A 24,194-nucleotide genomic window follows, 5' to 3' on the forward strand; every position below is an offset into this window, starting at 1 on the left:
TCCGCCGGACATCCGCGGCCCCGTCCCCTGGTCACGGGGCTGGGCACCGCCGTCCGGCGCCGGACGGCCGTCGCCGGACCCGGTCCGCTTGGGCAGGCTGACCGCATGTCCACCATCGCACAGGAATCCAAGGCCGCCGCGCCGCGCGCGGTCACGGCCCCGCTGAACTGCTCCATTCTGGTGACCGACATCGCCGGGTTCGGCGATCCTCGTCGCGACGACCACGACCGCCTCCGGCTGCGGGCCGGCCTGCTGGGTGTGCTCGCCGGCGCGTTCGCCGACGCCGGGGTGCCCTGGCGGCGCTGCCGGCATCAGGACCGCGGCGACGGGCTGCTCACCGTGGCGCCGCCGACGATCTCCACCACCCCGCTGGTCGATCCGCTGCTGTCCCGGCTCGCGGAGCGGCTCGGGCGGTACAACGAGGCGGCGGACGACCCGCTCCGGATCCGGCTACGGTGCGCCCTGCACGTCGGCCCGGTCCTTCCGGACGGCACCGGATATCCGAGCGCGTCGATCATCCACGCCACCCGGATGCTCGACTCGAGGCCGCTGCGGCGCGCGGTGGCCGGTTCCGGAGTGGAACTCGCGGTCATGGTCTCGACGTACGTCTACGAAGCGGTCGTCCGGCACGTGGCCGCCCGCGAAGCCTTCCGGCCGGCCCGTTACCGGGCCAAGGGCACACCGATCACAAGCTGGCTGTACGTCGCGGGCGGGCCGGGCTGATGCGCGGCCGGTGGGCGGCGGTGATCATGGTGGGCGCGCTGGTCCCGGCCACCGTGACCGGGATCCTGTCGTGGTTCGGCGGGGCCAACCCGCCGAACGCGGTGATCGCCGGTGGCGCGGCGTTCTGCGGCCTCGCCTCGTTCGGCTTCACCGTCTTCGAATTCCTGGCCGCCGATCGGGGGTCAGGACGCCGTTTCGGTGGACGACCCGTCGCACACCAGATGCCGCACGATGAGCGGCAGGTCGACCCACACCTGGGCCACCGTGTACCGCGGGCCCGGATCGGCGGCGGCCAGCGCGTCGATCGAGGGCGGGAACGGAAGGTCGAGCAGCATCGTGAGCCGGGTGGACCGGTGCCGGGCGGGCAGCCGGACCGCGCGCCACCCGCCGTGGCGCGAACTCGACGCGGCGACGCCGGCCGGCACCCCGCGATTCGTGGCCGCCCCAGGCGAACACGCTCGCCGGGTTGGGCCATCGGATAGAGCGCCGCCGTCCGGTCGCCGTCCGGTCCGGTACGGGCCACCCGCACAGCTCGGCCCACCGCGGGCCGATCACCTCCGCGCGCAGGCCGTCGAAGGCCAGTGCGTGAGCACCGTCGAGCCCCACGAACGCCTGGTATGCCGTACGGGGGAATCGGTGATCCGACCGGGTTACGGGCCGTCCGGGGCGGGGCCGAGCCACTAGAGTCGACGTCACCATGCGGTCCGAGGAGCTGTCGTCGCTGAACGAGCCGGTGCTCGACTGGCCCGTGCCGTGCGACCTGGCCGACCTCGACGAGCGGTATCAGCGGCTCTACGTGCGGATCGCCGAGTCCGATCCCGCCCTGCTGGCGGCGACGCTCCACGACGTCGCCGCGCAGTGCCGCTCGGGTGATCCGGCGACCATCCGGGTCTACGCGGCCGGGCTGCTGGCCGCCGACCGCCCGCATCAGGCGGTGAGCGTGTTGCACCGGCTGACCGAGACGCACCCGGACGACGTGCCGGCCCGGGTCGATCTCGCCCGGGCCGACATCGCCGTCGGGTTCCTGGACGACGCGGCCGCCCAGTTGACGACGGCGGCCGGGCTGGCCGGGGAGCTGCCCGGCGCCCGGCACGAGATCCGGCGCCGGATCGACGGCCTGGCCGCCTGGCGCCGGTGGATGACGCTGCACCTGCGATTCCACGAACTGCGGGTGGCCGCGTTCCGGGAGCGGGCCGAGGCCGGCTCGGCCGGCGCCGACCCGCAGGCCGCCCGGGCGTACTCGTTGCTGCTGCTGGAAAGGAACGACGAGGCGACGGCGGTCCTCGAGACGGCCCGGCGGGCCGCGCCGCGGCACGAGCGCACCCTGGAACTGCTCACCATGGCCTATCTGCACGCCGGGCGGACCGAGGACTGGCACCGGGCGCTGCGCGAGCTCGAGCAGGTGGCGCCGCACTCGCAGGTGGTGGAACTGCTCGGCGACCAGCGCGACCGGGACGTCGAGGTCTTCGACCGGGACCAGAACGACCTGCTGCAGGTGCTCACCCAGCGGGCCCTGAGCGGCGACGCCGAGGCCATCGAGACGCTGCGCGGCCAGTGCCGCCGCAACCCGGGCGACCGGACGCGCGCCAACCTGCTCATGTTCGCCGAGATGGCGCACGGCGACCTGGACGCGGCCGTCCGCCTGGCCGATCAGCTCGCCGCGCTCGACGATCCGGGCCACTCCCTGCACTACAACATGGCCCAGGTGTACTGGCGGGCCGGGCGGCTGGCCGACGCCCGGCGCCAGCTCGACCTCGCCGACCGGACCGCGGCCGACGAGCGGGACCGCGTGGAAGCGGCGCGGCTGCGCGCCTCGCTCGAGGAGAAGGGCTGCGGGGCGTGAGCGCCACCGAGGAGCTGATCGAGCGGCTCCTGCTCGTCGACCGGATCACCGAGTTGCCGGCCGTGCTCCGGCAGGAGCTGACCGTCGGCGGCGACGAGCTGCGGGCCACTGTGGAGCGGCTGGCGGCCGAGCGGGCGGCCGCCGGCCGGACCGCGGAGGCCGAGTTCCTGCGTTTCCTCGCCCCGCTGCTCGACGAGGCGCTGCCGGAATGGGCCCGGCACCGGTCCGGCGATCCGGTCGCCGCGGCGCTCGATCTCGACGACCCGCTGGCGCTGTTGCGGCTGTACCGGGCCGAGGAGGCCCTGCGGACGCCGGAGGCGCTGAACCGGGCCCGGGAGCTCGTCGCGGCGTCCCGGCTCCCCAGCCGGCAGCGGGAACGGTCGGCGCTGCTCTACGCGGTTCTCGGGCTCCACTGCGACCGGCGGGAGGTGCGGGTCCAGAGCCGGGCCACCTGGGCGGCCACCCTGCGCCGGCGCGGCGACCTGCCGCGCGCCCTGTTCCACAGCCGGCGCGCCGAGCGGGAGGCGGACGACCAGCAGCGTGTCCTGCTGCAGGGCCTGACGGCCGGCATCCAGGGCCTGGCCGGCGACCTGACGGGCCGGATCGCGACGCTCACCGACGCGCTCGACGGCGCCGAGGGCCTGACCCGCGAGCCGCTGCACCGGGGGCTCGCCGAGGACCTGCGCGAGCTGGGCCGGACCCGGGAGGCGCTGGATCACGTGAACGCCGCGCTGGCGCTGCTCGGTGACGACCCGATGCTCGACGAGTTCCGCTTCGGCCTGGTCAACCTGCGCGGCCTGCTGCATGAGGACGTCGGCGAGTACGAGTACGGCAGCGCCGCGTACGAGGAGGCGATCGCGATCGCGGTGCGGATGGGCGATCGCGGTCACGAGTTCGACGCCCGTACCAACGCGGCGGCGTCGCTTCTCAAGGCCGGCCGCGTCCGCGCCGGCCGGCGCGCCTTCGAGCGCGTCCACCAGCTGGTGACGCGCTGGGGAGTGCCGAACCTGATCCCCGCCGCGTCGAACAACCTGGCCGAGGCCGACATGCAGGCCGGCGACCTGGACGCGGCGGCCGGACACTTCGGGGCGGTGCTGGCGATGCGGCCGGCCGACGAGGCCAGCCGGGGAGTGGCGCACAGCCTGTTCGGCCTCGGTGACGTGCTGCGCCGGCGCGGCGACCTCGCAAGCGCGGCCACCATGTACCGGATGGCCCTTGTCACGGGGATACGGGCGGGGGACGCGGAGCAGACGGCCATGTTGTTCGCCGGGCGGATCGCCGACGTCGACGACCCGGAGACGGAGGGCGTCCTGCGGGAGCTGGCGGAGAACCACCGCGGCAGCTCGCGGTGGCGGGTCCGCCACGCCACGGCCTCGGCGCTCGCCGACTACCTCGCCCGGCACGACCGGGTCGAGGCGGCCGTCGAGGCGACCCGTGAGCTCCTGGCCGAGGCGCAGCGGCTCGGGGACGCCCGGGCGGTCGCCGAGGTGAGGCAGTCGCTGGCGCGGCTCCTGGCGCGGGATCCGCGAGGGCGGGCGGAGGCGTTCCGGTTGCTCTGGTCGGTACGGGCCGACGTGCTGTCGTGGGTGGACGCCGCCGGCGACCCGGCCCGGCGGGCCGAGATCGTGAGCGAGTTCATCAGCCTGTACGAACAGCTGCTCGACCTGCTGCTCGACGGCGGTACCGGACTGCCGCTGCCGGACCGGCGCCCGGCCGCCGAACTCGCCTTCGACCTGCACGAGGAGGCGAAGTCCCGGACGTTGCTGGCCGAGCTCGCCGAGCTGCCCACGCCCGTACCCGCAAGCGTGCCCTCCGATCTCTCGGAGCGGGAGGCGGATCTCCGCGCTCGGCGGCGCACCCTGCTCACGTCCCTCCCGCTGCTGACCGGCGACGGGCGCCGGCGGCGGCTCGACGAACTGGCCGAGCTGACCGGCCGGCTGGACGGCGTCTACCGCGAGGTCGCCGCGTATGCGCCGGACTACGCCCGCCACCGGCAGGGCCGGCCGGTGACCCTGGCGGTGGTGCGGGACCTGCTCGACCGGCACGCGCCGGCCGAGGGGATGCTGCTCGTGTCGTACTTCTGCGGGCGTGAGACCACCACCTACTTCGCGGTCGAACCCGGCGGCGCGCTGCACAGCTTCCGCGTACCCCTGGGCGCCGAAGCCGTCACCGCCGTCGTCGACCGGCTGCGGGCGACGTTCAACGGGAACGCGCGCGCGTTCCCGCCCGTGGCGCCGATCCACCCGCGCCGCCCGCACCGGCGCGAGCTCGACTTCCTCGCCGCGCTCGGCGAACCGTTGCTGCGGTTCACCGGCCTGCTGGCCGGCCGGCCGCTGCTCTGCGCGGTGCCGCACGGCCCGCTGCACCTGACCCCGTTGCACGCGCTGCCCGACAGCTCCGGCGCCCCGCTGGCCGCGCGGGTGGCGGTGACGTACGCGCCCAGCCTGAGCCTGCTGGCCCACACGCTCAGCCGCCCGGTGATCCACCCGGAGAGCGTGCTGGTGGCCGCGGTGGCCGCCCGGGAGGATCCCGACCCGCTGGTGTTCGAGGAGGACGCCGGCATCCTGCGGGCCGCCGGCTGGCCGGTCACGGTGCTCGCCGGTCCGGCCGCGACGCCCAAGGCCACCCTGGCCGCGCTCGGCCGCCACGAGATCGCCCACGTCACCTGCCACGGGTACGTCGACGACGCCAGCCCGGGCGAGTCGGGCCTGGTCCTGTCCGACGGCGACCGGCCGACGAAGTACGTCGGGCGACTGTCGATCTCGCAGCGGCGGGCCACCGTGTTACGCGCCGAGGACCTGGCCGTGGCCCTGACCTCGGTCCGGCTGCTGACCCTGCGGGCCTGCTCCAGCGCCTGGCAGTCCGGCGACCACCGGGGCGACGAGTTCACCGGCCTGAACCGGGCCCTGCTGCGCGGCGGCGCGGCGGCGACCCTGGCCTCCCTGTGGAACGTCGACCAGCACAGCTCGGCCGAATTCCTCGGATGGGTGTACGCGGGCTGGCGCGCCGGGGAGCCACTGTGGCGCGCGCTGGGGGAGGCCCAGCGGCGGGCCCTGGCCGACCCCCGGACCTGGATGCGCCACCCGTACCACTGGGCGCCCCTGGCTCTCACCGGTGATTGGAGATGACAGTGGATCAATCCGCCGTCGACCGTCTCAGCGACCGCTCGGTCCTGCTGTCGTTGCAGGAGCTCGCCGAGACGGTGGGACACGACGTGGGCGAGATCGCCCCGGACGAGCAGGAGGCGGCCGACCTGCTGGCGGCGCTGCTCGCGAGCACCGGCCTGCCGCCCGCGCCGGCGACCGCGCTGCGCGAGGAGGGCGCCGCGGTGGAGGCCGGCCGCAGACTCCTGGGGCAGGCGCTGCGCGACCCCGACACCGGGGCCCCGGCGGCGGAGATCCTGGCCGACCCGCCCGGCGACGACCAGATGAGCGTGGAACTGGCGGTGGCGGCCGCGGTCGTGCTCGGGGCGCTGGTCGCCTGGCTGCAGACGAAAATCGACATCAAGGTCAGCCGCAAGGACGGCAAGACCGAGTTCGAGTTCCGCGCCACCAAGGCGGCCACTCAGCCCGCCCTGCTCCGCCAACTGGCCGAGACGGTGGCCACCATCCTGAACCCCCCACCCGGCCCCTGACGCCGACGTGCCCGGTCAACGGCTTCATCCGATTGGCCTACAGTCCGAACGGATGCAACTGAACGTCTTTGCGAGATACGTGGATCTGCACCCAGCTGGCATCCGCCTCGGCCGGCGGAGGCTCAACGAAGTCCAGCAGAATCATCGACCCGTCCAGATCCAGGACGCCGGCGCCATCGGGAGTCAATGCCAAGCGCCCGCGCAAGACCACGCCATGGCCACCCGCCGAGATCGCCGGTCCAGGATCGGCGGCAAGCTTGGCGTCCAGGCCCCAGCTGATCTTCATGTCGATCGTCCACTCGACGTCATACCGCCCCGGGACGGCATCCGGTGCACCACACCACGGCACCACCGTCCGGCCCACCGGAGTTCGGACCTGCACTATCGGGAAGGGACTCCAGTCGAACCGGAGCACCTTCTCAACCTCGACCAGCACTCTCAGATCATGCCCGCTGCCGATCGCACGCGGTGAGTCCAGAGCATCAGATGGCCTCTTAGCGGGGCAGACTGACGCGCAGAGTGGTTCCGCGACGGTGGTCGGGGTTCGGGCCGGCGGTAATGGTGCCGTGGTGGCGTTCAGTGATCAGTTGGGCGATGGTCAAGCCCAGTCCGGTGCCGGGGATGGCCAGCTCGGTGGCGATGGCCCCGCGGAAGAAGCGTTCGAACACGTGCGGGAGCTCGTGGTCCGGTATGCCGTAGCCGGTGTCGGCGACGGTGAGATCAACCGTGGCCTCGGTGCAGGTCAGCGTGACGGCGACCGTGCCGCCGTCGGGGGTGTAGGCGAGCGCGTTGTCCAGCAGAACGGTGACCAGTTGCCGCATGCGGGCCCGGTCGGCATGCTGCGGCACGCCGTCCGGCGTGTGGCAGGTGAGGGTGATGTTCTTGGCGGCGGCCTGCGCGGTGGCTCCACGGACGGTGTCGGTCACCTCGGCGCTGAGGTCGATGTCGGCCATGCGCAGCGGGCTGCGCCCGGCGTCGAGGGCGGACAGGTCGAGGAGCTGGTCGACCAGGCGGCGCAGGCGATCGCTGCTCCGCCGAGCGCCGCTGATCATGGGCTGTAGTTCCGCGGCCGGGGTGCGCGGGTCGGCACCGTGCAGCTCGTCCAGGTACAAGCCGATGATCGACAGCGGGGTGCGCAGTTCATGCCCGACGAGGTTGAGGTAGTCGTCCTTCGTACGGTTGAGCAGTTGTTGCAGCCGGTCGGCGTGGTGTGCGGCGGTGATGTCGTGGAAGACGGCGACCGCGCCGAGGGGCTGCCCATGCTCGCTGGTGATCGGGTGGCCGTTGACCCGGAACAGGCGGCGCTGCCCGTGCACGTGCAGCAGGCGCTCCGCGCCGCGCACCGACTCGCCGTGCAGGGCCCGCAGGAGCGACGACTCCGCCGCGCGGACCGGGGTGCCTTCCGGGTCGGTGATGGGCAGCCGGGCCGCCCAGTCGTCGGCGGTACCGTCCACGGTGCCGGTGCCGAGGATCGTTCGCAGCGACCGGTTCACCAGCACCATCCGCCCGTCGGCGTCGCAGGCGGCCACACCGGTGTCGAGGCTGTCGAGCAGCGTGTCCAGAAACATCCGCTGCTGGTGTTCGCGATCCCGGGCCAGGTGTTCGGCGGCGAACGCGGTGCAGGCTTGCGCGGCGTCGTCGACACCGGCCAGCTCTTCCGGCGACCAGTCGCGGCACTCGGTGTCCGCGACGGCGCACACACCGACGATGAGCCCGTCCGGGTCGCGTATCGGGAACCCGGCGTAGCAGCGCAGACCGGTGGCTCTCACCGGCGCGTCCATCGGCACCCGGATGTCGGTCCGCGTGTCGCCGATGACGACCGGGAACCCGCTGTGCAGCACCAGCCCGGCCAGCGTCGACGTCACCGGTGCGGACCGCCGGTGCGCGAACCCCGCCGGCACTCCGTGACCGCCGAGGAGGCGCACATGCTGCCCGTCGAAGACATGGATCATCGCGCACCGGACGCGAGCGGCCCGCGCGAGAACCGCGGCCATCCGGTCGGCGGCGTTCTGCGTCGACCCGGCCGGTGACAGCTCCAAGGCGGCCGTGCCCGGCCCGGAGCTCACCGCACCGACCGCCGCCCGGCTCGATCCACCACCCCGGCCCACCACGTCATCATCCCCCGGACGCCGACGCCGGCGGGCCGATTCGCCCGAGCCCACACGGCCGGTCCTTCCCGAGCGCCGATCGGGCGGCTCCGCCGACTCAGGTCGTAGCCCAGTTCCCGCCGGCGTCCTCACGGTCCCCTTCCGCGACGGCAGCCTCGCCGCTGTCATCCCGCTGGGTCTCGCCGAGCGCGCGGTCGTCGCCGTTGACATCGCGATGATCGCAGCCGCGACCGCGTGGTCATGCTCGGCCCGGAGGGCAGCGGACCGAGGTTCCGGCCGGGCGGCGGCGTAGCACGGTGACGGCGGCGACCGCCACCAACCCGGCGGCCGCGGTCGCGGCCAGCAGCGGCAGATCGGCCATGGCGGCGCTGACGGTGACACCGAGCAGAGCCCAAGCCGTGGTCAGGGCGTACGGGATCTGCCCCCGGAACGTGTAGACGCCGACGCCGGCCGCGCCGGCCGCCGCGAGAACGAACGCGCCCTGCCGGATGACTCCCGTGTCACCGGCCAGTGCCTGGTCCGGGAGCAGTGTGGCGGTGTTGATTCAGATGGCCGCGGTGGACCAGCCGGCGTACACCCCCAGCACGACACCGAGCAGCTTCCGGCTGACGCGCTCGCCGGCCGGCAGCGGGGCCAGCACTCGCCGAAGGCACCAGACCAGACCGGTCAGCATGCCCGCGAAAATCGGAACCGTGAGCCATTTCAGCTCGGACCCCGCGGCGATCAGCCAGGCGACGAAGCCGATGTGCACGAGCGAAAGGGGAACCTGGATCTGACGGTACGGCGCCACGCCGGCCCGTCGGCGCGGTGAGTGGTCATACTCGCTGTTTCGACCAGACGGCGGCGCCAGATGCGATGTCGCGTCGATTTCTCGCCAGGCGATGTCCGCCGGCCCGGCCCAGAACGTGGTGGCGCTTCGGTGCTTGACGGCGGAAGTGGCTCCGCGGTGCGCACTCGTTGCATTTGGGGTTCCTGGGGGCCGACCGCTTCACTCCGCTGCCGGCGCGACGAAGAACCGGTCGCAGCCGGAAAGTCTGAAAGCTGTCATGTCGGGGAGGGGAACGCATGGAGTCGTCGATGCCGTTGGAGACGCCGGAGCGGCGCGGTGGGCTGATCGGCTGGTTGAACGATCGCCGGGTCAGCACGAAGATCCTCGGGGGTGTGCTGGTCGTGGCCACGATCGGGACCGGCGTCTCGTCGTTCGCGGTGGCCGAGATGGCGCAGATCAACCGCAGCACCATCGACGTCTACAACGGCAGCCTTCAGCTCGAGACGATCGCCGAGGTCCGCAACGCCTTCAACCGCGTGCGCATCGACTCCCTCAATCACTTCCTCACCGACGACGCGACGGTGCGGGCCGACGCGGAGAAGTCACTCGCCGTCGACCTCAAGACGCTGGCCGACGCGGAGGACCGCTACAAGAGCTTCGAGTTGGGCCCGGTCCGGGTGGCGGCGCTGGCTGACTTCGACGCCGCCTGGTCGAAGTACGTGTCCGTGCTCAACGGCAAGCTTCTGCCGTTGAGCCGGGCCGGCCAGGACGACCAGGTCGCCTCGGTCCGTCAGGCCGAGATCGACCCGCTGGTGGCGCGGGCCCGTAAGGCCATGGACGCCTTGTCCGCGCAGACCGTCAAGGTGGCGAACGAGGACCAGGCGGCCGCCGCGGCAGCCTACTCGACCGCCAGCAAGCTGGTGATCGCCTTGATCGTGGCGGGTCTGCTGATCGGTGTGCTCGCGGCTCTGGGCATCGCCCGGCTGATCACCAAACCGCTGGCGCGTTGTGTGGCGGTGCTGAAGTCGATCCGCGACGGTGACCTGACCGCCCGTACCAACCTGGTCGCCAAGGACGAGGTCGGTCAGCTCGCCGAGGCCCTTGACGCCTCGACCGCCGCGACGGCCACCATGGTGCGCCAGGTCGCCGACAACGCGCATCACGTCGCCGCCGCCTCGGCGGAACTCTCCAGCGTCTCGGTACAGATGTCGTCGGCCGCCGAGGAGACCTCAGCGCAAGCCGGCACCGTCTCGGATGCCGCCGGCATGGTGTCGGCCAATGTGTCCACGGTGGCCGCCGGCGCCGACGAGATGGGTGTCGCGATCCGCGAGATCGCCACCAGCGCCACCGAGGCCGCCTCGGTCGCCTCGCAGGCCGCGCAGACGGCCGCGCGTACCAACGAGATCGTCGCGAAGCTCGGCGACTCCTCGGCCGAGATCGGCAACGTCATCAAGACGATCACCGCCATCGCCGAGCAGACCAACCTGCTCGCCCTGAACGCGACGATCGAGGCGGCCCGCGCCGGTGAGATGGGCAAAGGCTTCGCCGTGGTCGCCTCCGAGGTCAAGGATCTCGCACAGGAGACCGCCCGGGCCACCGACGACATCTCCCGCCGGATCGGCGCGATCCAGTCGGAGACCCAGGAGGCGGTCCTCGCCATCGGCGAGATCGCCGAGGTCACCGTTCGGATCAACGACCACGCCGCCACCATCGCCGCCGCGGTCGAGGAGCAGACCGCCACCACCAACGAGATGGCCCGCAGCGTCGCCGAAGCGTCGGCCAGCGCCGACAACATCGCCGGGAACATCGCCGGCGTGGCCGAGGCCGCGGGCGCCACCGCGACCGGCGCGACCGAGACCCAGACGACGGCCCAGGAGCTGGCCGGCATGGCCGCCGAGATGAAGCGCGCCATCGCCGTCTACAAGGTCTGACGGGCCACCGTCGACGGCATTGACCGCCACCAGCTCGAGCGCTTGTTCGAGCTGGTGGCGCCTTCATGTTGCCGTCGTACAGAGGGCCGGCACTCCGTCGGCGAGGCTCCCCGGCTCAATGGGGGTCCGGCCCCCGCATGTGAGACGTCAAGTATTCGTCGATGAGGGCCGAGACAGCGCCCGGCTCTTGATCGGCCAGCGCGTCGACCGCATAGTTCCAGTGGCCGAGCGCCAAGGTTTCGGCGAGCAGGCGGCGGGTGTTGGTCAGTCCGGTCACCTCGGCGAGAGCGACGAGCATCTGCGCCCGATAGGTGGGACTGCTCGTTACTGAGGCTATCTGATGAATCCGCTCCGATAGGCGTTCGGCCCGCCTGAGGTCGCCGGCTGCGGCGGCGACCTTCACGATCTCGATCAGCGCTGTGCCCTGGTAGGCGGGGCTGTCGATGAGATCGGTCAACACCTCGGCTCGTCGCAGTTGCCCGGCCGAAGCGGTGGCCCCGACCAGTTCGGTGAGAGCCGGCAAGCGTTCGTCCGCGGAAAGAAGAGAACGGGCATGGGCCTCGATCGCGTCGATGAGGGTAGCCGCATGGCGTTGGTCGCCGCGGCTGACTGCGTTTCGCAGGAAAGCGGTCAGCGTCTGGGTGCGTTCTGCCGGGTCGGCAATTGAATCCGCGGCGACCTCACCCTTGTGCGGCAAGAGCCGAGGCCTGTTCTGGATTTCCTAGCTCGGCGGCCAATCTCGACAGTCTGGCGAATGCTCCCGCCCGCATGGAGGGGTCGGTCATGGATGTGGCGGCCAATTCGGCGTGCCGCGCCACGGTGAGGGCACGGTCGCGGTTACCTCCGGCGTCGGCGATCAGCGATTCGCAGAGCAGGATCTGCACCTTCCTGATGCTCGGGCCGAACTTCGCGGTCGCCTCGGCTTTGGCAAGTGCGTCGTTCGCCCTTTCGGTGTCCCCGGCGTCGAGGGCGAACCCGCCAGGTTGATCAGTGCGGGGAATCGGCGATGTTCATCGGTGATGGATTCGATCACCGCATAGGCACGGTCGAGGCCACCGATCATCATCACGGCTTCGGCCAGTTCAGCGAAGGCTGCGGCCCGCTCTTCCCGGTCGGTGATCGCATCCGCGGCCACCTGCGCCGCGTCAACAAGACCGTTGATCCGGTCGTGCGGACCGGATGCCGCGACCGTGGTGAGCAACTTGGTCCAGGCATACGCTAGGGACCCCGGGCCGGTGACCTGATTGATCAGCGTTTCGGCCTGGCCGGCGAGAGCAGCCGCGCGCTCGTGTTGACGGATTTTGAAGGCGGCTGCGATCAGTTCGCTGATCCGGTGGGCTTCCCGGCTCGGATCATGCCGGGACCGAACGATTTGCTCGACCAGCAGCGCCAGTTCCCGCGCCCGATCCGAATCTCCACTCTCGGCCGCGGAATAGGCTACGGCGGTGAGCGCCGCGGCCCGCTCGCCGGCGAGGGTCATCGAGTCGGCGATCTGTACGGCGCGATGGTGGTCCCCTTGGGCCGCGGCAGATTCCGCGACGGCGAGCAAGGCGTGATTCCGGGAAAACTCGGAATTGATCGAGTGGGCCACCGCTATGGCCTTCTCGTGATCTCGGGCCGCCCAAACGGTCGCGACAGTTCGCTCAAGTGCGTAATCACGGGCGAAGGGGTCGAGAGAGTCAGCAGCGGCCTCGGCCCGTTCCGGGTATCCAGCCTCGGCGATCATTCGCAAGTGTTCCAGCATGGTGCCGGTGTCGGACAGAGTGCCGGCGTCATCCACGACGGTCTCGATGAGGGCCGCGGCGCGGTCCTCTCGGCCGAGTGCGGCCATCGCTTGCGCCACCGAGACCAGCGCCGTCGCTCGCTCCCCGGGATCGGCGCTCGCTCGCGCCACAGCTTCGGCTCGATCCAGCATGGCAGCCGTACGGTCTCGGCCGGCCACACCGGCGAGACCGGCGATTTCACACAGTGCCCACGCTTGTAGACCGTTCTCGGGGACGGACGTCGCCAAGTCCACCGCGTCGCTCACGCCTTTGGTCAGGGCCATCCGCGTCACCAGGCCCGCCATCGCGACAGCCTTGCGATCCGGTTCGGGAATCGACCGGGCGGCCTCCACGGCGTTCTCGACAGCACGTGACGCCGGGCCGACCTGGTCGGCGTCGATCAATGCGTCGGCGACGTACGCCCATGCCGTCGCCTGCCAGCCCGGCTCCGTGATGGCGTACGCGGCCGACTCGGCACGGTCGAAGTTCTTGTGGCCGGCGGCCGCTTCCGCCTGTGCGGCCAGAGCCGGCGGCAGCCATCCGGGATCGGTGATGGTCGCGGTGATCGCCTCGGCGCGTGCCAGGTCGCCAGATCTCGCGGCCTCGGCAGCGCAGGACGACAACGCCTGCTGTCGGCGGACCTCGTCGGCGATGGATCGGAGGACGGCCGACGCGAACTCATGTTCCCGTCCGCTGGTCGCGGAGACGGCCAGTCGGGCCAGCACATCGTCTCGTTCATCCGCCTCGGGGAGGGACCGGGCACATCGGTGTGCTTGATCGGTGTCTCCGTTGTCGGCGAAGGCATATGCCAGCGAGGCGAGGACCCGAGCCCGCCGAGTGGGGTCGACGGAACGAGCGAGCGCTTCGGCGCGGTGGGGTTGCCCGATTCTCGCCCACACTGCCGGCAACGACTCGGGAAGATCGAAGTTGCGCTCGGTGAGCCGCTCCAGATGCCAGGACAACCGGGCGGCGGCCACCAGGTCGGGTGTGTCGCGGGCCAGCAACTGCGAGAAGGCGGCGGCGATGTCGGCCAGCCCGATGGCGTCGCCGCCGGTCATATCCAGTAGACGCTTCTGGCGTGCGGTGTCGGTGGCAAGCGCCACCAGCCGGTCCAGATTCCCCGTCTCGGCGAGCATGTTCGCGTAGCCTCGGAGCAGGTAGGGCGGCGTGTCCTGTGGCCATCCCCGGCGACGGTAGGTCTCCGCCCAGGAGTGGATCCGGGTTCGGAAGCCGGCGAGCGTATCCGGGCCGAGCCGTCCCATGGCTTCCGCGAGCAGCGTCTCGTGGGTGAAGGCGACGATCCGGTCTCCGCTGTACGCATCTGCCCGGCCCGCGATCGTCCGGCCGAAAACTCCGGACAACAGGTGGTCGATCTCGAACGCCGGACGACCGGTCAACTGTTGAAGGTCGCGGTGGCCCAGTCCGCCGCCGCCGGCCGTGGTCAAGGCCAGCACCTCGTAGCCCAGCCGGTCGCGGAAGGCCAGCGCCTCATCAAGCTCGCGTTGTGCCTGAGCCGTAATCAGTGCCGCGTGTGGCGACGGGTCAAGGCGCCGGATGCGGCACGTACGCAGAGGATGATCGGGATCGACATCGGGTGGGATCGGCGGGTCGGGGCGAGCAGCCACCACGACCCGTAACCCGGCGGGCAGGTGCTTCGGCAGGCACGACGCGATGCTGGGCAGACCGGTACCGGGCGCCGCTCCCCGATCTTCGTCCAAGCCGTCGACCAGAAGAACCAATTGACAGCCTGCTTGAGACGCGCGTTGCGCCGCCGCTGTCAGCAGCTGACGCCGCAGGCGATCGCGGGCCGGCGGGGAAGCAAGCACGGGCAGCTGCTCGCCGGTCATCACACTCAACTGGTCGAGCAACTCGCTGGTGAAAGCCGTATTGTCGGCGTGCCCGGCGTATCGACCGGTAACGAAGAACGAGATGATCCACGTCCGGCCGGGTGGCCGCAGGGCGAACCAGGCCATCAGCGCCGACTTGCCCGCCCGCGCCTCGGCCTGCCACCACACATACCGATCATCGCCGTCGGTGCACCAGCGGGTCAGCTCCGCCAGCTCCGGCTCCCTGTCATACAGCTCCAGCGGGGCCATGTCGCGCAACTGCGCCACATAGCCGGAGCTGCGCCACCATTCCGGCGCCTCCGGAACGGCATGCGCCCGCGCGAGTGTGTACAGGCGCAACCCGCGATCTTGCTCCGATCCGGCCGCACCGAGCGCCTCGAGAAGCGCCCGGGCCTGGATCTCATCGGCCGGCCAGGCCTCACCCCGCAGGATCGCACCCACCCGGCCCGGCTGGCTCAGGTGCATGGCGGTCGCCATCGCCCGCTGACTGGGCATGCCATTGGCGCGATGCAGCCGATCGCAGTAACTCAACCAATCGAACCGCGGACCGGAACTGGGCCAACGTTCGCGATTGATCGGTTTGCCGCGTCCTTTCCGACTCTGCGCCATCACCGCCCCCGGCAACGAACAAGTGTGTGCTCAGTGTGTTCTTACGCCGACCCTCCGAGCAGCTCAGAGCCACTCCACCAGCACAGCACACAGGAGCACACACCGTCCACGCTCGGCGGCCGTCCATCCTCGATCCCACAAGGTCATAGCTACAGCAAAGGACGGGCTCCAGGATGCGAACCACTGCCGACATAGCGACCGTGGTCGCTGCGCTCCTCTCGCTCTCCACCGCGGCGATCAATCTTTTCTCGGCCCTCTCGGCCCGGCAGCGCTCAACGAGACATTCCGTGCCAGATGAAACGCCTCCCGGCCTGGTCACCGGCCGCCCAAGGCGACTCCGGGGGTCCGGCCGTAGGCCTCGAAGAACTTGTTGCGGAACTCGTCCATCCGCCATACCGGGGTGGTGTCGGTGGGGTGCAGGCCGTCGGCCCACCGCCAGGCGGCTATGCGGTCGAGGACCGTCTTGTCCTTGGCGATGATGGTCACCGGGATGTCGCGGCTGGCGTTGGGGCCGGTGATGACGGACATGGGCTGGTGGTCGCCGAACATGACCAGGACCAGGTTGTCGTCGCCGTATTTGGTCGCCCACGTGATGAGGCTGTCCACCGAGTAGGCGACCGACTTGGCGTACTCGGCCTGGGTCTTCGTCTTGTCGCTCCAGAGGGTGGTCCGCTCCTGGGCGGTGCCCTCCATCGACTTGAAGATCGAGCCGTCGCCGAGGGCGTTCTCGTCGACCATGGACGGGACGTGGGTCCACGGCTCGTGGCTGGAGGTCAGGGTGACCTCGGCCATCAGCGGGCCCTGGGCCTTGGCGTAGACCTCGCGCTGGAAGGCGGCCATCGTGTACTGGTCGGGCATGCGGGACCAGCCGAACTTCGGGCCCTTGTATCCCATGTTCCGGGAGTCCAGGACCTTGTCGTAGCCGTAGAAGCCGGCCTCGTGCCAGTCCTCGGTGTTGCCGGGCTCGACGCCGGCGGTCTCCCAGCCGGCGTCGTGGAAGGCGCGGGTCAGGGTGAGCCGGTTGCCGCTGACCATCTCGTCGTAGCGGCTCTGGCTGGTCACCCACAGGCCGGACTGGAACGATCCGTGCGCGAGCCAGCTGCCGCCGCCGTACGTGGAGGAGGTCAGCCATCCGGTACGGGCGTGGAAGCCGCGCGTCGCCAGCTGGCCCTCCGCCTTGGTCAGGGCCGGGGTCAGCACCGCGTTCATGCCGGGATCGGTGAGGGCGCTGTGGCCGTAGCTCTCGATCACCCCGATGACCACGTCCTTGCCTTTCAGGCCCGAGACGAGGTCGGTCGCGGGGACGCCCGCGTACGGGTCGTGGCCCACCGCGGCCGCGAACTGGCGCTCGTCGCGGATGGTTGCCGGCACCTGCCTGGCCAGGGTCTTGACCATGGCGGCGGCCGAGTCGGAGGCGACCGGGTTGTTCGGGTACAGGGTGAGGCCGCTCAGCGCGAGCGCCAGCCACGCCGCGCTCAGGCCGACCAGCGTACGGCGTACCGGCAATTGATGCCTTCCGGTGACCGAGGCGAGCCGGACCGCCGACAGGACCATCACCGCCGGAATCAGCACGGCCAGCAGGATGGCCCCGGCCACGGCCAGGTTGGCCGTCGTCCGGCCGTCGGTCTCGGTCAGCGCGTTGTAGCCGTCGTGCAGCAGCGGCGGGTCGAGCACCGGGTCGAACTTGCGGCCCAGCACGGTCCGGAAGCCCGCGTTGGCGATCTTGAGGATGACCAGGACGCCGATGCCCAGGCCGGTCAGCGCCGCCACCGGCCGGCGCCATCGCGGGGACACCGCCAGCACCACCGCGCCCGCGACGATCAGCTCCATCGGCAGGCGCAGGAACGCCCCGGGGATGAAGGCGCCGTCGGCCGGCCGGGCGATCGTGTCGGGCACCACGAGCGCCACCACGATCAGGACGGCCGCGAGGATGGTGACCAGGGGGCCGAGCGTACGGCGGATCTTCGTCAAGAGCACGACCAGCAGTACGGGGACGGGACGCTCAAGGTTCAGCACGGAAAGCGGCGGCTTGGTGCCGATCGTGTTCGAATACCCGGAACACCGTTCGAAGGAGTGCCGGTGAACCCCTCCACGTCGCAGTCGCTCGAACGCGGACTGCGGATCCTGACCGAGTTCGCCGAGAACGGCCCGGTGCTCGGCATCGCCGACCTGGCCCGGGAGGTCGGCCTCAACCGCAGCACCACCCACCGGTACGTGGCGACCCTGGCCGGGCTGGGCTTCCTGCAGCAGGACCCGGACACGCGCAAGTACACGCTCGGCCCGCGGGTGGCCGACCTGGGCTTCGCCGCGATCAGCTCGATGGAGATCACCGGGGTGGCCGCGAGCTACCTGCAGGACCTGTCCGACGAGACCGGGTACGCGGCCAGCATGGCGGTGCTCGACGGCGCCGACATCGTCTACGTCGAGCGGCGCCGGAGCCGGCGGCAGACGGGTGTGCACGTCGACCTGAACCTGCACGTGGGTTCGCGGCTACCGGCGTACTGCACCGCAATGGGAAAGGTCCTGCTGGCCTACCGGGAGCCGGCGGCGCTGAAGCCCCTGCTCGACCGGATGGACCTGGTACGTCGCGGCCCCAAGACCATCACGGTGCGGGAGCAACTGGCCGGCGCGCTGGCCGCCGTACGCCGGGGCGGCCTCGCGGTCAACGACGAGGAGCTCGCGCCCGGGCTGCGCTCGATCGCCGCGCCCCTGCGGGACCGCTCGGGCCAGGTGGTGGCCGCGATCAACATCGCCGTTCACCTGACCACCTGGACCGCGTCGGTGGAGTCGGTCATCGCGCGCCTGTCCGGCCCGCTCCTGCGGACGGCGGCCGACATCTCCCACCAACTCGGATACCGGGCCGATTCGAATATGTGAAACACCGTGTTGATTGCCCGGAAACACTCGGCCTAGGGTCGCCCGCATGGTGCTTTTGAGCGAGGACCGCTGGCATGACCTGCTCCACATCGACGGCGGCTGGCGGGCCGGCGGCGGCGCGTCGATGGACGTGCTGGAACCCGCCACCGGAGGCACCCTGGCCCGGATCAACTTGGCCACCCCGGACGACGTGCGCGCCGCGGCCCGGGCGGCCGCCGCGGCCCAGGTGGCGTGGGCGGCGGCCCCGCACACCGAGCGGGCCGCCGTGCTGCGCCGGGCGGCCGCCCTGTGGGCCGAGCACGCCGAGGAGATCTCCTGGTGGAACGTGCGCGAGGTCGGCGCCGTCCCCGGGATGGCCGGCTTCGCCGTGCACACGGCCGAACAGGAGTGCTGGGAGGCCGCGTCCCTGCCCGGCCGCCCGTACGGCGAGCTGATCCCCACCGGCGAGCCGCGCCTGTCGATGACCCGCCGCTACCCGGTCGGGGTGGTCAGCGTCATCTCGCCGTTCAACGTGCCGATCATCCTGGGCATCCGGTCGGTCGCGCCGGCGCTGGCGCTGGGCAACGCCGTACTCCTCAAGCCCGATCCCCGGACGGCCGTGACCGGAGGCCTGGTCCTGGCCCGGATCTTCCAGGAGGCCGGGCTGCCCGACGGCCTGCTGCAGGTCCTGCCGGGCGGCCGCGACGTCGGCGAGGCGGTGGTGACCGCGCCCGAGGTCTCGGTCATCTCCTTCACCGGCTCGACCTCGGCCGGCCGCCAGGTCGGCGCCCTGGCCGGTCAGCACCTGAAGCGGGCCCACCTGGAGCTGGGCGGCAACTCGGCGCTGATCGTCCTCGAGGACGCGGACGTCGACGCCGCGGTCAATCTGGCCGCCTGGGGAAGCTACTTCCATCAGGGCCAGATCTGCATGACGACCGGACGGCACCTGGTGCACGAACGGCTTTACGACGACTTCGTCGAGCGCCTGGCCGACAAGGCGGCCAAACTGCCGGTCGGCGACCCGGCCCGCGAGCAGGTCGCCCTGGGCCCGGTCATCGACGCCGGCCAGCGCGACAAGATCCACGCGCTGGTCACGGCCAGCACCGGCGACGGCGCCCGGGTGGCGGCCGGCGGCGAGTACGACCGGTTGTTCTACCGTCCGACGGTCATCGCGGGGGTGACCCCGTCCACGCCCGCCTTCGCCGAGGAGATCTTCGGGCCGGTCGCCCCGGTGGCCCGCTTCGGCAGCCTCGACGAGGCGGTGGCCCTGGCCACGACCTCGGAGTACGGCCTGTCGCTGGGCATCGTCACCCGCGACGCGATGCGCGGGGTGGAACTGGCCGACCGGATCCCCACCGGCATAGCCCACATCAACGATCAGACGGTGAACGACGAGGCCAACGCCCCGTTCGGCGGCACCGGGGCCTCGGGCACGGGCTCCCGCTTCGGCGGCGCGGCGGCCAACATCGAGGCCTTCACCGACACGCGCTGGGTCACGGTCCGGAGCCAGCCGGCCAGCTTCCCGTTCTGACGGCTACCGGGCGCGGAGGGCGCGGACGAAGTTGGTGGCGGCGCCGACATCGAGAAGAGCGAGAACCATGGCGATCCTCGACCCGTCGGCGAAGCCGACCTCGACCCGCCCCCACTGCAACAAGATCTTGCTTCGCCGCCGTACGGCGTGGATCGCCGCCCGGGGCACCTGGAACAGGACGGTGAAGGTCGCCGGATTGCCGTGGTCGCTGTCGAGCAGAAGCAGCCGCCGGTCGGTGACGGCCCATTCGGTGGTGCCTTTGACGGCGCGCGCCTTGAGGGCCTGCCAGGTGCGGTCGCCCCAGGAGCCGGCGAACCCGGACCCCGACGAGCCACCGAGGAACCGGTTCACGCGGTCCTGGCTGTACTGAACCCCGGTCCAGTCGACCCCGTCGACCAGCCCCGCCGGGCGACCCGGCTCGCCACCCTCGGACGCCAGCTCGCTGGTGTCGCCGCTCAGGTGCGCGTGCACGAGCCCCATGGCGAGCAGCCGTTCACCGTCCTCCAGCACCGCAGCGACATCCCGCCCGTAGATCTTTGACCGCATCGAAGAGTGGCACCCGGGCACGGTACTGGTAGGCCATCAGGCGATGAACGCGGCGTTCTGCTCGTGCCGGCACACCACCGTCACGATGCCGCTGTCGACGAGAGCGTCGTACAACGCGTCGATCTTCGCGCCGGGAACCCCGAAAACTCGTTCCACACCCTGCGCTTCCAGGACCTCCACCAGGCGATGGGCAGCAGTCGTCATCATGTTCCACCCCGTGACTTGCTTGCCCCAAGACTCGATCGGCGCGCGGGCGGCGTCATCGGTCAACCGACTGACCGAAGATCCCATCGCCGGAGAGCACGAACCAGTAGTTCACCGTCGGTCCCTGGGTGGCCAGGCCAGTGCGGCGTGGAGGTCGGCGGCGGCGGCCCGGCGGATCATTTGCCGTTGCTCAGGACGCGGCCCAGGGTGAAGGTGAGGGCGCCGGCCAGGACGACGCTCAGCAGGCCCACCCGCAGGCTGGTCTGGTCGGCGATCAGGCCGACCAGCGGCGGTGACAGCAGGAAGCCGCCGCGCAGGAGCCAGCTCACGATGGTCAGGCCGGTGCCGGCGGCCAGGCCGGGGATCTCGTCGGCGGTCTGCATGGTCGCCGGCACCAGGGTGGCCACGCCCAGGCCGGCCAGGCCGAAGCCGGCCAGCGCGGTCGGCACCGACGGCAGCAGCAGGGCCGCGCCCATGCCCAGGGCGGCCAGGGCGCCGCCGGCGCGGACCACCGTGCGCTGGCCGAAGCGGTCGACGACCCGGTCGCCGGTGAGGCGGCCCAGGGTCATCGCGACCTGCAGGGCGACGAAGGCCAGGCCGGCCGTGGCGGCGCTGGTGTGCAGGTCGCCGCTCAGGTAGAGGGCGCCCCACGACGAGCCGGCGTCCTCGACCAGGGCGCCGCAGGCGGCCAGGATGCCCAGGATCGCCAGCATGCGGACGGCCGTGCCGGTGACCGCGCGTCTCGGCGAGACGGTATCGGACGGGGTAACGGATCGCTCCGCGTCCTCACCGCCTGGGAGCATGAAGCGGAACGCGGCCAGCGCGACCGCGCTGAACAGGACCGCCGAGAAGCCGAGGTGGACGGTGAGGGACAACCCCAGGCCGGCCGCCGCCGAGCCCATGAGGCCGCCCAGGACGGCGCCGATGCTCCAGACGCCGTGGAACGAGTTGACGATCGAGCGGCCGTACAGTCGCTGCACGCGCAGGCCGTGGGCGTTCTGGGCGACGTCGACGATCGCGTCGAGGGCGCCGACGAGGAACAGGGCGCCGGCGAACGCGTACCACGTCGGGGCGAAAGGCAGGAGAAAAGTCGCGGCGGCGAGCAGGACGATGCCGGGGGCGGCGACCCGGGCCGAGCCGAGGCGGCGGATCGCCGAGGCGGCCAGCAGACCGGCCAGCAGCGCACCGAGCGGCATGGCCGCGATGGCCGTGCCGAGGACGGCGTTGGTGACGCCGAGATCCGCCTTGATCTGGGGATAGCGGGGCACGACGTTGGCGAACAGAGCACCGTTGGTGAGGAACACCGCGGCCACGGCGAGGCGGGCCCGGCGGGCCTGGAGGGAGGGCGCGGCCGGCGCGAGGAGCGTCATACGTACGAGCGTACATACGATGTGTACGTCTGTACATATGAAAATTCACCTCCCGGTACGCCTTTTCCGGCGGCATCCATGTGATCATCTTCTGCGAATTCCAGGATGGGGAGGAAACCGGGTGGGGATGACCTCGCTGGTGTCGGCGGTGCGGTCCCAGGTGTTCGGGCTGCTCGCACGCAGGTTCGCGGGCGGCAACGGCCCCTACGCGGGGCTGGCCATGCTGCCCGACAAGCTGCTGTGGCCGCTGCACCGCGACGGGCTCGACCCGGTGGCCGAGATGGCCCGCCGCCGCGACCGCGAGCCGGTCAGCCGGCTTCCGCTCCCGCTCGGCATGCGCGGCTGGCTGATCACCGGGTTCGAGCCGGTGCGCGAGGTGCTGGGCAGCCTCGACGGCTACAGCAACGACTTCGGCAAGTTCGCGGGGCGCGTGGGCATCAACGTGACCCAGGATCCCGGTGGGCTCGGCTTCGCCGACCCGCCGGTGCACACCCGGCTGCGCAAGGCGCTGACCCCGGAGTTCACCATGCGGCGCCTGACCCGCCTGCAGCCGCGGATCGAGGCGATCGTCCAGGGCCGGCTCGACGAGATGGTCGGCAAGACGGACGTGGACCTGTGGAACGACTACGCGCTGCCGGTGCCGGCGCTGACGATCTGCGAGCTGCTCGGTGTGCCGTACGAGGACCGGGAGTACTTCCAGAAGCTGAGCACGGCCCGGTTCGACCTGGCGGACGGGGCCGGCGCGTCGCTGGACGCGGTGGGGGAGTCGCTGACGTACCTCGGCGGGCTGATCGAGCGGCAGCGCCGGGAGCCCGGTGACGGCCTGCTGGGCTCGCTCATCCGTACCCATGGCAACGACATCGACGACCGGGAACTGGCCGGTCTGGCCGACGGGGTCCTGACCGGGGGCCTCGAGACGTCGGCCAGCATGATCGCGCTCGGCGCGCTGGCGCTGATGACCGACGACGGGCTGCGGGCGCGGCTCGCGGACAACCTCGACGACACCGTCGAGGAGCTGCTGCGCTACATGACGGTGGTGCAGGTGGCGTTCCCGCGCGTGGCGATCCGCGACCACAAGGTGGGCGGCTGCGACATCCGGGCCGGCGACATCGTGATCTGCTCGCTGAGCGGCGCCGACCGCGATCCGTCGGCGGCCGGCGCGGAGCCGGACCGGCTCGACCCGGCGCGGCCGATGAAGAGGTCACATCTGGCTTTCGGGTACGGGATTCACCGGTGCATCGGCGCGGAACTGGCCCGCATGGAGCTGCGCATCGCGTACCCGAGGCTGTTCGAGCGTTTCCCGGACATGCGGCTGGCCGTGCCGGCCCGGGAGCTGACATACCGCAGGGCGTCCATCGTCTTCGGATTGGACGCCCTGCCGGTGACGATCAACGAAGGCGCAGGGCCACGCTGAACTTCGGCGACTTGGCCAGCTTGCGGAACGCCGCCAGCGAGGCCGGCGAGCTGTCGATGCTGATGTCGCGGTCGCCGAACAGGTCCTTCTTCGTGTCGAAGTAGACGATCGCCTTCACCTTGGGGCGCTTGGCCAGCTCCGGCAGCACCGAGTTGAACTGCTTGGACTTGTCGACGACCTGGCCCACGCGGTGGTAGGCACCCCACTCGGCCACCATGATCGGCTTGGTGGGGTGGTTCTTGGCGGCCCAGTCGTACCAGCCCTGACCGCCCTTGGCCTTGCGGTCGAGCAGGTCGGCGAAGACGCCGGCGTGGTAGTAGTTGGCCTCCGAGGAGACGTACGAGTCCAGGCCCACCCAGTCGACGACGTCGTCACCCGGGTAGAGGTCCTTCCACCAGGACTGCGCCATCCACTTCTCGTTGCCCATGTAGGCGACGACGTTGACCATGTTGTCCAGGCCCTTGGACTTCAGGCGCTTGATCACGTGACGGTACGAGGCGGCGAAGTCCTTCGCGGTCATGCCGAGCTTGGCGTCGGTACGGACGTCGTCCTCCGGCTCGTGGTTGAGCACGAGGAAGAACTTCTCCGGCATGGTCGCCTTGATCCGGGCCGCGAACGCGTCGATGCGCGCGTCGAGCTTGCCGGCGGCGACGTTGGCCCAGGTCGAGCCGTACTCGACCCGCCAGTTCATCAGCAGCACGCGGGGCTTGGCCTTGTCGCGCACCATGGCGATCTCGGACGCGGTGGGGAACTTCTCGTCACCCTTGTGGTAGACGTGGAAGATCGAGGAGGTACGGCCCGACTTCTGCTCCCAGGTCTTGAGCTCCTGGTCGCGCGGCAGGGTGCTGAACCCGCCGGCCGCCGCGCCCCACAGCACGCCGCAGGTCGGCACGAGCTTGGCGTCGGTCACGCACTTGCTCGCCGGCGCGGCCGCCGGCGTCGTCGCGCCCTGCGCGGCCATCGGCCCGGCGAGCGCCGCACCGAGGCCCGCGACGAGCGCGGCCAGCGAGTACATGGACTTCCGCAGCATCTAATCTCCCCCTGTT

21 protein-coding genes are annotated in these 24,194 nt (G+C 71.3%); 8 read left to right on the forward strand and 13 right to left on the reverse strand.

Annotated elements, in window-relative coordinates:
- The first annotated feature begins 105 nt into the window (after window positions 1–105).
- Window positions 106–723 carry a hypothetical protein gene (locus tag AB0C26_RS19340; RefSeq protein ID WP_360248685.1) on the forward strand — a complete coding sequence of 206 codons (618 nt, stop codon included), beginning with the start codon at window positions 106–108 and terminating at the stop codon, window positions 721–723.
- 182 nt (window positions 724–905) lie between these two features.
- On the opposite strand, the gene AB0C26_RS19345 is transcribed toward AB0C26_RS19340, so the two are convergent.
- Window positions 906–1,148: a hypothetical protein gene (locus tag AB0C26_RS19345; RefSeq protein ID WP_360248688.1), complete on the reverse strand. Its 243-nt coding sequence runs from the start codon at window positions 1,146–1,148 to the stop codon at window positions 906–908.
- A 272-nt stretch (window positions 1,149–1,420) separates the two neighbouring features.
- Between AB0C26_RS19345 and AB0C26_RS19350 the strand changes: the two genes are divergently transcribed.
- From AB0C26_RS19350 to AB0C26_RS19360, 3 genes are read left to right on the forward strand one after another with little or no spacing between them, the layout of a single operon-like run.
- Window positions 1,421–2,566, forward strand: a complete 1,146-nt coding sequence (locus AB0C26_RS19350) for a tetratricopeptide repeat protein (protein ID WP_360248691.1) — start codon at window positions 1,421–1,423, stop codon at window positions 2,564–2,566.
- On the forward strand, window positions 2,563–5,694 hold the full coding sequence (locus tag AB0C26_RS19355; RefSeq protein WP_360248694.1) for a CHAT domain-containing tetratricopeptide repeat protein: 3,132 nt from the start codon (window positions 2,563–2,565) through the stop codon (window positions 5,692–5,694). Before AB0C26_RS19350 ends, AB0C26_RS19355 begins: the two co-directional genes overlap by 4 nt.
- A gap of 2 nt (window positions 5,695–5,696) precedes the next feature.
- Window positions 5,697–6,200, forward strand: coding sequence for a hypothetical protein (locus tag AB0C26_RS19360; protein WP_360248697.1), 504 nt, complete (start codon window positions 5,697–5,699; stop codon window positions 6,198–6,200).
- Window positions 6,201–6,237: 37 nt separating this feature from the next.
- Here the strand turns inward: AB0C26_RS19360 and AB0C26_RS19365 are convergent, their stop codons facing one another.
- The 4 genes from AB0C26_RS19365 to AB0C26_RS19380 form a co-directional block, all read right to left on the reverse strand.
- Complete coding sequence (locus AB0C26_RS19365) at window positions 6,238–6,636, reverse strand: hypothetical protein (RefSeq protein WP_360248700.1); 399 nt, start codon at window positions 6,634–6,636, stop codon at window positions 6,238–6,240.
- Window positions 6,637–6,694: 58 nt separating this feature from the next.
- Entirely contained in the window at window positions 6,695–8,266 is a 1,572-nt protein-coding gene (locus AB0C26_RS19370; RefSeq protein ID WP_360248703.1) for an ATP-binding protein, read from the reverse strand.
- A 280-nt stretch (window positions 8,267–8,546) separates the two neighbouring features.
- Window positions 8,547–8,669 (reverse strand): hypothetical protein, encoded by a 123-nt coding sequence (locus tag AB0C26_RS19375; protein ID WP_360248706.1) that lies wholly within the window; start codon window positions 8,667–8,669, stop codon window positions 8,547–8,549.
- Between the two features lie 183 nt (window positions 8,670–8,852).
- Window positions 8,853–9,098: a hypothetical protein gene (locus AB0C26_RS19380; protein WP_360248709.1), complete on the reverse strand. Its 246-nt coding sequence runs from the start codon at window positions 9,096–9,098 to the stop codon at window positions 8,853–8,855.
- Between the two features lie 287 nt (window positions 9,099–9,385).
- On the opposite strand from AB0C26_RS19380, the gene AB0C26_RS19385 reads away from it, so the two are divergent.
- The gene (locus AB0C26_RS19385; RefSeq protein ID WP_360248712.1) at window positions 9,386–11,008 is read left to right on the forward strand and encodes a methyl-accepting chemotaxis protein; all 1,623 of its coding nucleotides are present in this window, start codon (window positions 9,386–9,388) and stop codon (window positions 11,006–11,008) included.
- A 115-nt stretch (window positions 11,009–11,123) separates the two neighbouring features.
- On the opposite strand, the gene AB0C26_RS19390 is transcribed toward AB0C26_RS19385, so the two are convergent.
- From AB0C26_RS19390 to AB0C26_RS19405, 4 genes are all read right to left on the reverse strand, one after another.
- Window positions 11,124–11,705, reverse strand: a complete 582-nt coding sequence (locus AB0C26_RS19390; protein ID WP_360248715.1) for a hypothetical protein — start codon at window positions 11,703–11,705, stop codon at window positions 11,124–11,126.
- Entirely contained in the window at window positions 11,689–11,892 is a 204-nt protein-coding gene (locus AB0C26_RS19395; protein WP_360248718.1) for a hypothetical protein, read from the reverse strand. The genes AB0C26_RS19390 and AB0C26_RS19395 overlap by 17 nt, the downstream gene beginning before the upstream one ends.
- Window positions 11,865–15,242: a hypothetical protein gene (locus AB0C26_RS19400; protein WP_360248721.1), complete on the reverse strand. Its 3,378-nt coding sequence runs from the start codon at window positions 15,240–15,242 to the stop codon at window positions 11,865–11,867. The genes AB0C26_RS19395 and AB0C26_RS19400 overlap by 28 nt, the downstream gene beginning before the upstream one ends.
- Window positions 15,243–15,542: 300 nt before the next feature.
- Window positions 15,543–17,243, reverse strand: coding sequence for a sulfatase-like hydrolase/transferase (locus AB0C26_RS19405; RefSeq protein WP_360248724.1), 1,701 nt, complete (start codon window positions 17,241–17,243; stop codon window positions 15,543–15,545).
- A gap of 63 nt (window positions 17,244–17,306) precedes the next feature.
- Between AB0C26_RS19405 and AB0C26_RS19410 the strand changes: the two genes are divergently transcribed.
- Both AB0C26_RS19410 and AB0C26_RS19415 read left to right on the forward strand, forming a co-directional pair.
- Entirely contained in the window at window positions 17,307–18,104 is a 798-nt protein-coding gene (locus tag AB0C26_RS19410) for an IclR family transcriptional regulator (protein WP_360248727.1), read from the forward strand.
- Between the two features lie 46 nt (window positions 18,105–18,150).
- On the forward strand, window positions 18,151–19,614 hold the full coding sequence (locus AB0C26_RS19415) for an aldehyde dehydrogenase family protein (RefSeq protein WP_360248730.1): 1,464 nt from the start codon (window positions 18,151–18,153) through the stop codon (window positions 19,612–19,614).
- 3 nt (window positions 19,615–19,617) lie between these two features.
- On the opposite strand, the gene AB0C26_RS19420 is transcribed toward AB0C26_RS19415, so the two are convergent.
- The 3 genes from AB0C26_RS19420 to AB0C26_RS19430 form a co-directional block, all read right to left on the reverse strand.
- Window positions 19,618–20,160, reverse strand: a complete 543-nt coding sequence (locus AB0C26_RS19420) for a hypothetical protein (RefSeq protein WP_360248733.1) — start codon at window positions 20,158–20,160, stop codon at window positions 19,618–19,620.
- Window positions 20,161–20,196: 36 nt separating this feature from the next.
- The gene (locus AB0C26_RS19425) at window positions 20,197–20,430 is read right to left on the reverse strand and encodes a thiamine pyrophosphate-binding protein (RefSeq protein ID WP_360248736.1); all 234 of its coding nucleotides are present in this window, start codon (window positions 20,428–20,430) and stop codon (window positions 20,197–20,199) included.
- 110 nt (window positions 20,431–20,540) lie between these two features.
- Window positions 20,541–21,734, reverse strand: a complete 1,194-nt coding sequence (locus AB0C26_RS19430) for an MFS transporter (protein WP_360248739.1) — start codon at window positions 21,732–21,734, stop codon at window positions 20,541–20,543.
- A 127-nt stretch (window positions 21,735–21,861) separates the two neighbouring features.
- Between AB0C26_RS19430 and AB0C26_RS19435 the strand changes: the two genes are divergently transcribed.
- Window positions 21,862–23,148: a cytochrome P450 gene (locus AB0C26_RS19435; protein ID WP_360248742.1), complete on the forward strand. Its 1,287-nt coding sequence runs from the start codon at window positions 21,862–21,864 to the stop codon at window positions 23,146–23,148.
- On the opposite strand, the gene AB0C26_RS19440 is transcribed toward AB0C26_RS19435, so the two are convergent.
- Complete coding sequence (locus tag AB0C26_RS19440; protein WP_360248745.1) at window positions 23,123–24,178, reverse strand: glycosyl hydrolase; 1,056 nt, start codon at window positions 24,176–24,178, stop codon at window positions 23,123–23,125. The two genes, AB0C26_RS19435 and AB0C26_RS19440, sit on opposite strands and share 26 nt — an antisense overlap.
- Window positions 24,179–24,194: the final 16 nt, after the last annotated feature.

The sequence above is a fragment of the Actinoplanes sp. NPDC048796 genome (genome assembly GCF_040650035.1).
Taxonomy (GTDB): domain Bacteria; phylum Actinomycetota; class Actinomycetes; order Mycobacteriales; family Micromonosporaceae; genus Actinoplanes.